11 protein-coding genes are annotated in these 12859 nt (G+C 70.2%); all 11 read left to right on the top strand.

The window, feature by feature from the left end:
• The first annotated feature begins 8 nt into the window (after positions 1 to 8).
• The 11 genes from fxlM to OIU81_RS40660 all read left to right on the top strand — a co-directional run bounded on the left by fxlM (position 9) and on the right by OIU81_RS40660 (position 12599).
• Positions 9 to 2333 carry a methyltransferase, FxLD system gene (fxlM, locus tag OIU81_RS40710; protein ID WP_329155958.1) on the top strand — a complete coding sequence of 775 codons (2325 nt, stop codon included), beginning with the start codon at positions 9 to 11 and terminating at the stop codon, positions 2331 to 2333.
• Positions 2312 to 3118: a PIG-L deacetylase family protein gene (locus OIU81_RS40705; RefSeq protein ID WP_329155956.1), complete on the top strand. Its 807-nt coding sequence runs from the start codon at positions 2312 to 2314 to the stop codon at positions 3116 to 3118. Before fxlM ends, OIU81_RS40705 begins: the two co-directional genes overlap by 22 nt.
• A gap of 60 nt (positions 3119 to 3178) precedes the next feature.
• Positions 3179 to 4273 (top strand): NUDIX hydrolase, encoded by a 1095-nt coding sequence (locus OIU81_RS40700; protein ID WP_329155953.1) that lies wholly within the window; start codon positions 3179 to 3181, stop codon positions 4271 to 4273.
• A 39-nt stretch (positions 4274 to 4312) separates the two neighbouring features.
• Positions 4313 to 4834 carry a GFA family protein gene (locus tag OIU81_RS40695; protein WP_329155952.1) on the top strand — a complete coding sequence of 174 codons (522 nt, stop codon included), beginning with the start codon at positions 4313 to 4315 and terminating at the stop codon, positions 4832 to 4834.
• Positions 4835 to 4994: 160 nt separating this feature from the next.
• The gene (locus tag OIU81_RS40690; RefSeq protein ID WP_329155950.1) at positions 4995 to 6110 is read left to right on the top strand and encodes an NUDIX hydrolase; all 1116 of its coding nucleotides are present in this window, start codon (positions 4995 to 4997) and stop codon (positions 6108 to 6110) included.
• 109 nt (positions 6111 to 6219) lie between these two features.
• The gene (locus tag OIU81_RS40685; protein ID WP_329155948.1) at positions 6220 to 7176 is read left to right on the top strand and encodes an endonuclease/exonuclease/phosphatase family protein; all 957 of its coding nucleotides are present in this window, start codon (positions 6220 to 6222) and stop codon (positions 7174 to 7176) included.
• Positions 7176 to 7790 (top strand): 2'-5' RNA ligase family protein, encoded by a 615-nt coding sequence (locus OIU81_RS40680; RefSeq protein WP_329155946.1) that lies wholly within the window; start codon positions 7176 to 7178, stop codon positions 7788 to 7790. Before OIU81_RS40685 ends, OIU81_RS40680 begins: the two co-directional genes overlap by 1 nt.
• Positions 7791 to 7842: 52 nt before the next feature.
• Entirely contained in the window at positions 7843 to 8703 is an 861-nt protein-coding gene (locus OIU81_RS40675) for a hypothetical protein (RefSeq protein ID WP_329332107.1), read from the top strand.
• Between the two features lie 431 nt (positions 8704 to 9134).
• The gene (locus OIU81_RS40670; protein ID WP_329155944.1) at positions 9135 to 11141 is read left to right on the top strand and encodes a protein kinase domain-containing protein; all 2007 of its coding nucleotides are present in this window, start codon (positions 9135 to 9137) and stop codon (positions 11139 to 11141) included.
• A gap of 151 nt (positions 11142 to 11292) precedes the next feature.
• Positions 11293 to 11583, top strand: a complete 291-nt coding sequence (locus tag OIU81_RS40665) for a helix-turn-helix domain-containing protein (protein WP_329155942.1) — start codon at positions 11293 to 11295, stop codon at positions 11581 to 11583.
• Entirely contained in the window at positions 11580 to 12599 is a 1020-nt protein-coding gene (locus OIU81_RS40660) for a hypothetical protein (RefSeq protein WP_329155940.1), read from the top strand. Before OIU81_RS40665 ends, OIU81_RS40660 begins: the two co-directional genes overlap by 4 nt.
• Positions 12600 to 12859 lie beyond the last annotated feature (260 nt).

The following is a 12859-nucleotide window of genomic DNA, read 5'->3' as shown; positions in this document are numbered from 1 at the left end:
AGCGATCTGTGGGAACCATCCGGACCGACTGGTCCAAGCACTACACCCAGGGGCGAGGCTTCCGGCGGCTCGGGAACGAGGAGAAGACCCTGCTCGTCGAGCACGCACCGGCGCCCGAGGGCGGCCGCGCGCTCGACGTCGGCTGCGGAACGGGCGAGATGTCCGTCTACCTCGCCTCGCTCGGGTACGAGGTGGACGCCCTCGATGCGGTTGACGCCGCGCTCGCGCGGGCCCGCACGGACCACCCCGACGCGAAGGTGCGCTGGCTACGCCTGGACATCGAACGCGACGACCCAGCCCCACTGGACGACACCCGGTACGACCTGGTGGTCTTCCGGATGTCGGTGGCCTTCGTGAACGACCGCACCCGTGTCCTGCATGCTCTCGGACGCCGGCTGCGCGAGGGCGGCACCATGCTGGTCATCACCCCGCTGGCCGCGAGCACTTCCGCCGAGAAGCGGCACATCGCACTGGACGAGGATGAGGTCAGCGCCCTCACCTGCGGATGGACGAGCGTTCAGCGCATCGCCGTCGGCGAAACGGCGGCACTGGTTCTGGGCGGGCCGTGCGCGGACACGGTCGCCATGGAACGGTCCGTGCCGGCCACCGGCTACGCCGTTGCCGGGGCGCTGGCCGTCGTCACCGACGAGCACGGGCGCGTTCTGCTCGGCTGGTCAAAACGCGGCATGTGGGAAATTCCGGGCGGGAAGATCGAGGGCGCCGAGCCGCTGGACGGAGCCGGGGTGCGCGAGCTCGCCGAGGAGACCGGCCTGCACGCCACCGGCGCCACCGTGGTGACCATCCTCACCGACGCCGCCCAAGGTGTCCCGCGGCTGACCGCCGTGATCCGGATCGCCGGCTTCACCGGCACCCTCACCACCGCGGAGCCGCACAAGTTCACCCGCTGGGAATGGCACGACCTCCACGGTCTGGCATGTCTCGGCCCGGTGTTCACCCCGAGCGCCCAGGCGCTGAACGCCGTCTGGCCCGGCGTCATCCCCGGCCTGCCGTCAGTCCACTCCTATCCGACCGCCACCGAACCGGCTCCAGTCCCCGGGGAGCCGGCCGAAGCCCTCCGGCTGCGCCACCGCATGGCAGATGCCGTCATCGCAGGCGGCTGGGCGCCCTCCATCGTTGTCCAAAAGGCGCTGCGCACGGTGCCGAGGCACCGGTTCGCGCCGGAGACGGACCTCAAGACCGTTTACGACGACGACCTGGCCGTCGTTACCCGCCGGGACGAGAACGGCCGGGCGACCAGCTCGGTCAGCGCCGCCTGGCTCCAGGCTGACATGGCCGAGCAACTCCAGCTGAAGGCCGGGGCGACCGTCCTCGAGGTCGGCTCCGGCGGATACAACGCGGAGCTCCTGGCGCACGTCCTGGGAGAGCGCGGCCGGGTGGTGACTGTGGATGTCGACCGGTACGTGGTGCAGCGAACACAACGGCTGTGTGCGGAGGCCGGCAGCGGCCGGGTCACCGCCGTCCTCGGCGACGGCGGACTCGGTGCGCCCGTCCACGTCCCGGCCGACGGCTTCGACGGGATCATGATCACGCACAATGCGTCCGACATCGCACCCGCATGGCGAGAGCAACTCGCCGAAGGGGCCCGGCTGGTCGTGCCACTGGAGATGGGCGGCTACACCCGTTCCCTCACCCTGGTCCGGCGCGGCGACGTGCTGCACTGCGAGCACTGGACGTACTGCGGGTTCGTACGCGACCGCGGCGCCGCCGCCCGTACCGCCCCGGCCGTCCCTCTGGCCGACGGCAAGGTCACGGTGCGGTGGGAGGACGGGACGCCCGGCGACACCGCCGGCCTCGACGAGGCTCTGCGCGGGCCCCGGCACGAGCGCTCCACGGGCCTCGTCGTACAGGGGATCTTCAACTTCGAGACGTTGCAGGTCTATGCCGCGACCACCCTGGCGGGGTTCTGCCGCCTGTCCGCGCCGGAAGGGTCCACGCTCGTGGAGCAGCAGGACGCGGCCGCGATCCTGGCGGATGGCTCGCTCGCCTACTTGACGTACCGGAAGGTCAAGGATGCTCCGGAGCCGGCCGACCGCATGACGGAGTTCTTCATCCACGCCTACGGCCCCGCAGCCGAAGAGGTGGCTGAGCGCTTCGCGGAGTGCGTGCGTGTCTGGGACCGCGAGGTGCGCGAGAGCGGCTACCCGCCGATGACCGTCCACCCGGCCGCAACGCCCGACGACCAGCTGCCGCCCGGCGACGTGCTCGAGAAGCCCAGCGCACGGCTTGTCCTCCAGTGGCCGGGGCGGACCCCCGCCGACGCACTGAGCCTCTCAACCGCAGGGGGGACAGCGTGTCTGACTCCGACGAGCTGACCCCCGAGAAGGCGGCGTCCTCCGCCTGGCCGTCCCTGCTCGGCGTGTTCGCCCATCCTGACGACGAGAGCCTCCTCGCCGGCGGTGTCCTCGCCCAGCACGCCGCCGCGCACGCGCGCACCGCTGTCGTCACCATGACGTGGGCGCCCGACAGCCCGAGGGCTCCTGAACTCGCCGACGCCTTGCGGGCGCTCGGCGCGGGTCCCCCTCGCATGCTCGGATACGGCGATGCCCGCAACGAGCGGGCGGCTCCCGGCCGTCCCCGGCTCGTCGACGCACCGCTCGACGAGGTGGTCGCCGCCCTGGTCCAGCAGATCCGCTCGTTTCGCCCCGACATCGTGGTCACGCACGACGCCCTGGGCCAGCTGACCGGTCACCCGGACCACCGCCGCACCCACCAGGCCGCTCTCCTCGCCGTTCAGGACGCGGGGCTCGCACACCTTCACCCCGAGGCAGGTGAGCCCTGGCAACCGCGCGCCGTGTACTGCGCCACGCACCCCGAGTCCGGTGTCGGCAAGCTCGGGCCGCTTCTGGAGGCCGTCGGCAAAGCCGTGCTCGCGGTGCCGGACCCGTACGCCACCACCACCGTCGACGTCACCCCGTGGCTGGAGCAGAAGTGGGCAGCGGTACTCGCGCACCGAGGGGAGGTTGCCCGCGAACGGCCGCTGCCCGGCATCCTCGCCCGCCTGCCCGATGAGATTCGGCGCGGCATCATCGCGACCGAGTACTTCACCCGGCTCGCGACCGGGCCACTCCCCGGCGCTCCCCATCGGCTCACTGCCTGACGGCGGCCAACCGCCTCACTCGTCCCCGGGCTCGACCAGCCCCTTCTGACCTGGAGAGTCATGACGACCACATCCGTTCCCGGCGAGCTGCCCGGCAGCGCCATGACCGACGAGGCGTACGGCGCTCTGCGCGCCTCGGCCGCCCTGTGGGTCGGGACGTCCGTGCTGATCACCAACCAGTTGGGGCAGGTCCTGGTCCAACATGTTGACTATCTCGACACATGCCTCCTGCCAGGCGGTGCCGTCGACCAGGGCGAGTCCCCCGCTCACGCCGCCGCCCGTGAACTGGGCCAGGAACTCGGGATCACCGCTGCCCTCAACCAGGGCCTGGCCGTCGACTGGGTCGCCGCCGGCAGCACCAGCGCACCAGCGGCCATGCGGTTTCCCGGCGAGCTCCTCCACGTCCTCGACGGCGGAGTCTGGAACGACGACCGGATCGGCGAAATCCGTCTACCGCCCAGCGAGATCACCGCAGTCGAATTCGTCGAACCCGCCCGGCTGCCCGAGCTGCTCTCCCCGGCCGACACCCGACGCGCCCTGTCCGCGCTGCGGGCCCGGATCAACTCCGCCGGCACGGCACTCCTGGAGAACGGCCAACCCATCGCCCCCACAGTCCTAGACCGCCTCGGCGTTCTACGGACGGCCCGCCCGGCCTACCGCTACCCCTGGCACCCCGGACCGGCCCTGCAGGACCTCACCGTCACGCAGGTGTGGGGCTGGCTGTTCGCGCCGGACGGACGCGTCCTGGTCCTCCTCGAACCCGACACCGCAGTCGCCATCCTGCCCGGCGGCACACCCGAGGAGCAGGACCACGACGACCCTGTAGCCACCCTGCGCCGCGAGACCGAAGAAGAAGCAGCCGCCCGGATCATCAACCCGCTGCTCCTGGGACACGTCACCGACCCCTCCGCCCGGCGCGGATACCTGCGCTACGCCGCCGCACTCACCGAAATCGGTCCCGCCCAGCCCGACCCGGCCACCGGCCACACCTACACCCGCATCCTGGCCACTCCCGAACAAGCCGCCGAACTCTTCGACTGGGGGCCGGCGACCGCACACCAACTCGCCGCGGTCCACCAGGCCCGCCGACAACTCGGTCTCCCCCGAGCCACCCGCCAGCCCGTCACCGAACTCACCGACCCCATCACCTGGTAGTCCGTCCGCTTCCGTCTCCCCCACCTTCCCGAGGAATCCATGAACCCCTCGCTCCGCACGACAACGCCCGCCTCTGATGACCCCGCTCTGCCACCTGCAGCTCTTCCGGTCCGGCCCGCGCCCGTTCCGGGTGCCGCGGCGGCAGGACTGGAACCGGAGCGCCGCACGGGACACTGCCAGTGCGGTGACATCGCATACGAGGTGCTCGGCACGCCGGACGACCCGCACCTGTGTTCCTGTGAACATGAAACCCGCATCTCGGGCGGCCCCGCCGTGCTCTGGGTCGGCTTCCACAAGAACGGACTGAAGTGGACCGGTCCCGGCGGTGAACCCACCTGGTTCGCGACCTACCCCACCCTGAAGCGGGGCTTCTGCCCGCGCTGCGGGACTCATCTCGTCTCCGTCGCCAACGGCTCGGACATGGTCATGGTGACCGGCTTCAGCCTCGACGACCGCAGCGGCACCGATCCCGTTGGGCACTCCTTCCGCGAGGAAGCCGTGCCGTGGATGAACATCACCCTCGCCACTGATCCGTGTGCCTCGCAGCCTGCCGCACCCTGAGCCCTGTTCCGCTCAACAGCCCGACCACCGACATCTGTTGACCGTCACCTGGCTGCCCTCCGTCGCGCACCCGGCACGAGGGCATCGCCGACTGCAGCGGTGCCCCGGGCCGGCCGACACTCCCGAACCCCCAGACCCGCGCGCGGACAAGGAGTCCTTGATGAATACGGAGCACGAGACCGCCCCCGCCCTCCCTGAGCAACCGCAGATGCCGGAGGCTGAGTACGCCCGCTCCCGGAACGCGGTCTGGATGAGCGCTGCGGCCCTGTTCACCGACCCGCTCGGCCGCGTTCTGCTGGTCAAGCCCACCTACCGTGAGCAGTGGCTGCTGCCCGGCGGTGGCGCCGAGCCCGGGGAGAGCCCCGCGCAGGCGTGGGTGAGGGAGGTCCGCGAGGAACTCGGCGTGGAGCGGACGCCGGGTCGGCTTCTGGCCGTGCACTGGCTGCCCCCGGATCATCCGGACATCGATGCCGGCATGACCGTGCCCGGTGAGGTCCGGTACATCCTGGACGGCGGCACTCTCACCAGGGAGGAGATGGCGGCGCTGCGCGTGCCCGCCGACGAGTTGCTGGGATTCGAGTTCGTCGACTCCACGCAGGCCCGCGAACGGATGATCCCGGTCGACGGGCAGATCATGCTCGCCGCGCTGCGTGCCCGGCTGTCCGGCACGACCGCGCACTTGGAGAGCGGCCGGCACGTCGGTGAGGTCCCGCCGCTGGACCGCCACGACGTGTATGTCCGGCCCCGGGCCGGTCGCACGTGGCCCTGGCATTCGGAACCGGTGCCGGCGGGGTTATCGGTGATGCAGTCGTGGGGGTGGCTGTTCGTACCGGACGGCCGCGTGATCCTCGTCGTGGACCCCGGCAACCGGCTCCCCGCGCTGCCGGGAGGAACGGTCGAGACCACGGACGCCTCGCCCGAGGAGACGCTGCGGCGCGAGGCGATCGAAGAGGCTCAGGTGACGATCGGCGACGACATCGTCCGGCTCGGCTGGGTCCATGACGCGACGGGGGAGGTCTACGGGGGCATCGGGCCGTGCGCACGCCTCCGCCTGGCGGCCCCCGTCACAGGTGTCGGGCCGGCCGGGGTGGATCCGGCCACCGGCCGCGTCTTCGCTCGGTTGCTTGCCACCCCTGACCAGGCGGCCGCGCTCCTGGGCTGGGGCGAGAGCGGCTACCAGCAGGCCGAACTCGCCGCCCGCTGGGCGCATGAACGGTGGGGTATCCCCCGCGCGGCAGCGGGCCCGGTTACCGAACTCCGCGCGACGCACGTATGAGCGCACCGTTCGCCCCGGCACGCGCCCCGCCCCGCCCCGCCCGTGCCGCCAGCTCGTCCAGATCCAGCACACCAGTAACAACCAACAACGCATAGCAGGAGGGGACTTCGTGCGGACCATACGTCTTGCCAACCTCAACGCCTACAAGCTCGGCCGCGACACGATCGACACCGCGTCGTGGAAGGCGCGCGTGACCGCGATCGGCGAGATCGCCCCGGACATCCTGGCCCTCCAGGAGGTGATCGTCGACGAGACCCGACCGGCCGAAGAGTGGGCGACCGAGGCATCGACGGTCATCCAGCAGCTCGCCGCCGAGACCGGGCTGAGCGCGACCACCCTGCGCGCCGATGGCACGCCCGGCCCCACCGCGATGGCCAACAACCTGGCGCGCGGCTGGTACACGGCACTCCTGTGGAACCCCAGCGCCGTCAAGCCGGTCGCAGGAGGCTTCCGCCCGTACGGTGCCCCGGACTTCTGGCACGGCTTCACCACGGTGCGCTTCGACATCGGGTCCGCCGAGCCGGTCACGGTCGCCTCGTACCACGGCGATCCGTTCCGCGGGAACTGGCGCCGGGACGAGGCGTTCCGCATCAAGAGCGCCTTCCGCACCACCGGTGGCGCCAAGCCCGGCCTGGCGCTGGGGGACTTCAACGCCCTGTCGGCCGCGAACGTCGACGGGCCGGAGGGCGAGCAGTACTACGATCCCGAGCCCTACCTCGACCATGACCACGACGACCTCGAGTACCAGCTGTTGGAGGGGACGATCGGCACCACGCAGCTGGCCGACCGCCGCCAGAGCGAGGTCCTCCTGCGGCGCGGGTTCATGGTCGACGCCGCCGCCCATCTCGGGGTGCCGTGGCAGGCGACCGTCGGGCACTGGGAGGACGGGCAGGGTGATCCCGACCCGTGGGGTGCGCGCCGTATCGACCTGGTGTACGCCACCCGGCCCGTCGTGCCGGCCCTGGTCAGCTACAGCACGCACACGAGCCCGGCCGCGAGGGAAGCCTCGGATCACCTGCCGGTGATCTGCGAGATCGACCCGTCCAAGGTCTCCAGGGAGGCGTGATGCGGGACTTCTGGGAGACCCACCACTGGCCCGAGGGGGAACGGCGGGCGCACTGGCATCTGCTGTTCGAGGACCAGCCCGCCGTGCACGACTTCGCACGGGCCCATGTCGGCCTTCTGGCTCAGCACGCTGAGTTGAGCCCAGTACCGGTGGAGTGGCTGCACGGCACGCTCCAGTCGGTCGGTCCGCTGACGGCCGAGACGGCGGCCGCGGTAGCGGATGCCGCACGGCCGGCACTGGCCGGGATCGAGCCGTTCGAGATCGAGATCGGACCGGCACAGGCGATCCACAACGGCATCGTGCCGGCGATCTACCCCGAGGATCGGATCTCGGAGCTGTACTGGGCGCTGCGGCGCGCAACCGAAAGCGTGGTCGGCGCGGACACGATGCCCAAGGCCCCCGAGCGGTTCTGGCCGCATCTGAGCCTGGCCTACAGCAGTGCCCAGTGGGATCACGACGAACTGACCCGGGCCCTGGTCAAGCTCCGCCCGCCGCGCCCCCGGATGACGGTGACCCGAGCCGTCCTCGTCGACCAGGAACAGGCCTGGCGAGACAAGTACACGTGGACGGTGATCGCCGAAGTGCCGCTCGGCAAAGGCGGCGCTCAGACGTAGCCCCGGCGGCCGCACCGATGCGTGCCAACGCCCCGACCTCAGTACGAAGACGATGAAAGGCAATCCTGTGCAGATAGCGACCGGGGAACTCTCCGGCGGTGGCCGCCCGTCCGAGGACCGCATCCTCGTCAATGCCGACTCCACCCTGGTGGTCGTCCTCGACGGCGTCTCCACCCTCACCGATGACACCCCCCGCGGCGGCTGGTACGCACAGACCCTCGGCGAGGAGGTCATCTCTGTTCACGACCGCGCACAGCACCTCGACCTGCGCATCACGCTCCACGAGGCCCTGACCACGGTGGCCGGCGAGCACGGCCTGGTCCCGGGGGCCTCGCCGGCGGCCACCGTGGCGATCGTGCGCCACCGCCCCCACGACCACATGGTCGACGCGCTCGTACTCTGCGACACGCCCGTGGTCGTCGAGCAGCGCGACGGCTTCGAGGTGCTGCGCGACGAGCGCCTGGAGACCCTCGTCCGCCTCTCCCCCGCCCGGGACGTCATGTTCGAGCAGCTCCGCGCCGGGTGCGGGTTCACCGCTCCCGAACACCGCCGGGTAGTTCAGCAGTTGCGAGATCACCAGATACAGCACATCAACCAGGTCGGTGACCCGCTGGCGTACTGGGTGGCCGAGGCCACGCCGGCAGCCGCCCGCCACGCCGTCGTGCGATCCTGGCCGGTCTCGGACATCAAGCGCATGTGGGTCATGACGGACGGCGCCCTGGCCGGTGTCGAGCCCTACGGGCTCTGGTCCTGGGACGCCTTCGCCGACGCCTGCACCGCGATCGGACCCCAGCAGGTGGTCGAGACCATCCACTCCTACGAGCACGACGACCCGAGCGGTATCAAGCACCCCCGCTACAAGGTGTCCGACGACAAGGCCCTCGCGTGCATCGGCTTCGGGCCGATGGCATGAGCAGCCCGACGCTGGTCTGGGCGCATGGACGCCCCGGCGAACCTGGCCGGGCGCCCGCTCCCGTGAAGCCACCGTGGGTACGGCGCTGAGGAAGGAGACCAGATCGTGAAGAGGTCCACTCCGTAGTTCAGGGGGCCACCTCGCCCGACAGGCTGACGGTCCTGCACGTCTACCTGCTGCTGTTCGATGCGTGATGCCGTCGGGCGCAGTCAGTTCTGCATCCGTGGCCGGTCCCGGTGGCCCGGGCAGTGACCTATCAGATCACCACGGTCTTCCACGCCGCGGACCTTGTGACCGGATATGACGTGCGCCCCTGGTGCGCGACAACCAGGAGCTCGGCACCAGCCAATGAAGGAGGCACCCGGTTCTGCCTCTTCCACGCCTGACAGGGGGCGTGGCCGAGGCAGAACCGAGGGCCGAGAGGGACGACAATGAACGACGATGCGACGCGGATGCTCGGCAGGCGGTACCGCCTGCCCGCAGAGAGCCAGCCGGAGATAGCCGATGCGCCCGTTGTGCACGGTGTGGACACGCTCACCGGGCACGAGGTGAAACTGACCCGCGTCGTCCTCCCCGAGACGCTCACCGCCGACCGGCTGATGTACGCACCTGCTGCTTCGCCAGACGGCCCGCAGGTGGAAGAACCCACGCGCACCGCATGCGAGGCGGTGCGTACCCTCACGCGTCTGCCCGACCATCCTCATCTTGCCCAGGTCTTCGACGTGTTGATCGAGGACGAGACGCTGTGGATCGTCAGCGAGCGCGTCGCCACGCGCCCGCTGTCGGCCCTACTCACCCGTACGCCGCTGACGCCGTTCCGGTCCGCCGAGATCGCGCGGGAGATCCTGCGCGCGCTCCGGCACCTGCACGCGCGCGGCTGGCTCCACCGCAACATCACGGCGGACACCGTGTTCATCGGCGACGACGGCAGCGTTCTCATTGACGGCCTCGCGCAGAGCATCGCCGAGGAGGCGCTGTGCGGTTACCGACCCCGGCCGCTCCCCCACCCTCGCGGCGAAGAGACCACCCGCCGCTCGTCCCTCAACCGGCCGGAAACCTCCCCCGAGCCCGGTCCTCAGACGCAGTTGCCCTGGCCGGGGCGACTGCCGGCAGGGTTCACGCACGCGCGCGGCGGTGGCGGGTCGGCCGCCCTGCGCGCCGACGCCCAGCGTCAGACAGCCGCCCTCCCCTCCCGCTCTGCCGGTCACCCGCCCACGTCCGGCCCGGACCACGTCGGGCCGCCAACTGCTCTCGGCGACGAGGCGGACGACTTTCCCGGTCCGACCTCGGCGCTCGAGGCCCGCCGGGCGCGCGACGCGCGGATCGTGCGGATCGGCGCCGTCACCGAGCGGTGGGCGCCCGAGCAGGCCGCGCCCGTCACTGAAACGTGGCAGCTCGCACCGCCGGTCGGGCCGGGTGTCGACCTGTGGGCACTCGGCGTCCTGCTCTTCCGCGCGCTCCAGGGCCACCCGCCCTACCCGGAGGAGGATGTCGAGGAACTCGTCGCCATGGTGTGCGCGGAACCGCCTGCCTTCGCCGAGGACTGCGGGCAGATGCGCGCCGTCATCGAGTCGCTGCTGCGGCAGGACCCCTCGCAGCGGCTGTCCATCATCGAGGCCGAGGCCTGGTTGGTCTCCCTGCTGCGCGACGCTCGTGAGCCCGCGCCGCCGAGGGAGCCAGCCGATTCGCCGGCCGGGCGGCTGCCGGTGCTGCGCTTCCGCGGCCACCTGGTCCGCATCCGACCCGCCGGGCCAGTAGCCGTGCGGCAGGGGCGACACCGTCGTACGCGGGTGATCCCTCGCCTGCGCGGACGCACCCTCCTCATCGCCACCGCACTCCCCCTGGCCCTGGGCACGACGGTCTACGCAGTGCACACCCTGTCCCGTCCAGGCCAAGCTGATACCCCGGACTCCCTGGCCACGACCACGCCGGCCTCGGCACACCCCGCAGATCGCCCCATCCCCTCGGGCCAGTCGTCCGCCGGCGCGACTCCTCACGACCGGGCTGGCTTCCAGGTCACCGTCGGCGCCGGGTGGAAACGCCACCCCGATCCTTCCCGGTCCCGCGTCCGCTTCACCCGCGACGGCCTCACCCTGATCGTCGTACCCGGCCGCGACAGCGCTGACGACTACCCGGACCCGCTCGACTACCAGAAGACCGAGCCGGAACTCGCCACCTACCGGGCCGATCCCGACGGCACTGCCAAGGGCGTGCGACGCATCGAGATCGGAGCGGGCCAGTCTCTCGCCGAGGGCCACTACACGTACACAGATGCCACGGGCGCCCTGCTCTACGCCTGCAACCAGGCTGCCATCATCAACGGCCGCTACCACGTCATCTACGTCCAGGGCCCGGCCGCACAGCATGAGCGCGTCACCGAGGTCTTCAACCAGGCGGTCACCACGTACCGGTCAAGGTCTGCGGTCTCAGGAGGGTAGACCGCTTCACGGGCCGTCGACACGCCTGCCCGAGTGACTCACTCGGGCACACAGCACTACACAGGCGAGTTGCTCGGCGCGGTCACTGATTTCCGTGCATCTGACCAGCACCTTTGACATACCAATAGTGGTATGGCATAACTTTTTTGGTATGGACGACATCCGCCATCACGCGACCGCACCCCCCGGCCTCGAACCTGAATTCGAGCCGCTCACAGAACGCGACCTGGCCTATCTCGTCGCCCAAGCCGTTGCAGACCGGCGGAACGAACTCGGCTGGTCCCAAGGCGAACTGGGAGTCCGGACAGGCATGAAGCAGCCGCACATCTCCCGGCTCGAAAGCGCCAACAAGCTCCCCAGCCTCACCACGCTGCTCCGCATCGCCAACGCGATGGGCGTCAAGTTGAACGTCACTCTTGAAAAGGATCAGAAGACGCTGTGAACGGAATCTACTTCGCAACAACCAACCGCTTCGTCGCGTGGCTCGCATGCCGCGGGCTGCTCCTCATCGCATTACTGCTGCCAGCAGCCGCCGTCATGGCGCAACTCAGCGACCGGCACTGGTTGTTCAGCGTGGGTCAGTGGGGACTCTTGGGAGTGAGCGTGATCCTCCTGGTCTTCCACATCGGGGGGCACGGCATCGAGCCCACCTGCCCGCGCGCAACCAAGACGGCCGACGTCCTGAAGAAGCGCCGCTACAGGCTCGTCCTCGCCTACGCGCGCCTGTGGCCCCTCGTCGTCGGAGTTTTCGTTCTCTGCTTCATCGCCACCCCTGTGTTCATGCCGTACAGGGAAGACCAGCCAAACGACGCGATCTCGCTCAGCGCCACCGCCAGGACCGTGGGCGTGACGTGGATCGGTCTCAGCCTCCTGGCCGCCTACCTCTTCAAGGCCCGCCACGCCGTATTCCTCCCGCCCCGGGAGCCCTCTGCACGCTCGCTGCGCCTCGCACAGCGACTGCGCCTGATCTGCCACCGCAGCCACTGGTTTGTCGTTGGCGCCATCGTCGCCATGGTCTGCGCGGTCGTCTTCGTCCCGGAGCACGGCCCCTGGAGCAGTATCACCAGCTTCGCGTTCTTCCTGGTCCTGGCGGCCTTCATCGCGGACGGCCGACACAGTGGCACTCTGTGCGAGCCGTGCGTCACCGAGTTCCGGGTCGACGCCCCCGAGTACGCGGCCGGGAAGAGCTGGCTCTTCAGCGTGGAGCACAAGGGCCGGCGATTCTACTGGATCGCCGCACTCGTGGCCGTCGCGCTTCAGCTGTCCTTCAGCGGTACGCCGGTCTCCACGACGACCACTATCACCATCAACGCGCTGATCGTGGCGCAGACGTTCGTCAACCGTTTCCACCGGATGTACAACCCCTGGTGCCCCTACTGCCACCCGGGTAACGGCGGACACGAAGAAACACAGGTCCCCGACCCCACCGGCGGCCATGGCCGGCCTGTGCCAGCCTGAAAGCGATGGCGCCGCTGACCGTGGCACAGCCCCGTGGAGCCCAGGGCCTTGGGACTGGTGCCGATCCACCCGGACCCCCACGACTACCAGAAGACGGGGCCGGAACTCGCCAACTATGTCGATGGCGCCTTGTGGTGGTGGAGCCGAAGTACCCGGTCGTCGCTGTGCGACAGGCCCCAACGATTACGGAATGCTGTCCTTATGCGGGATCTTGAGCGACAACTTGTGAACGTGGCGGAGCTCCTGGACGACGTCGAGTC

This window comes from Streptomyces sp. NBC_01454 (assembly GCF_036227565.1).
Classification (GTDB): Bacteria; Actinomycetota; Actinomycetes; order Streptomycetales; family Streptomycetaceae; genus Streptomyces.
Note: the sequence above shows the minus strand (reverse complement) of the source record. Positions and strands in the feature narration are given on the sequence as shown.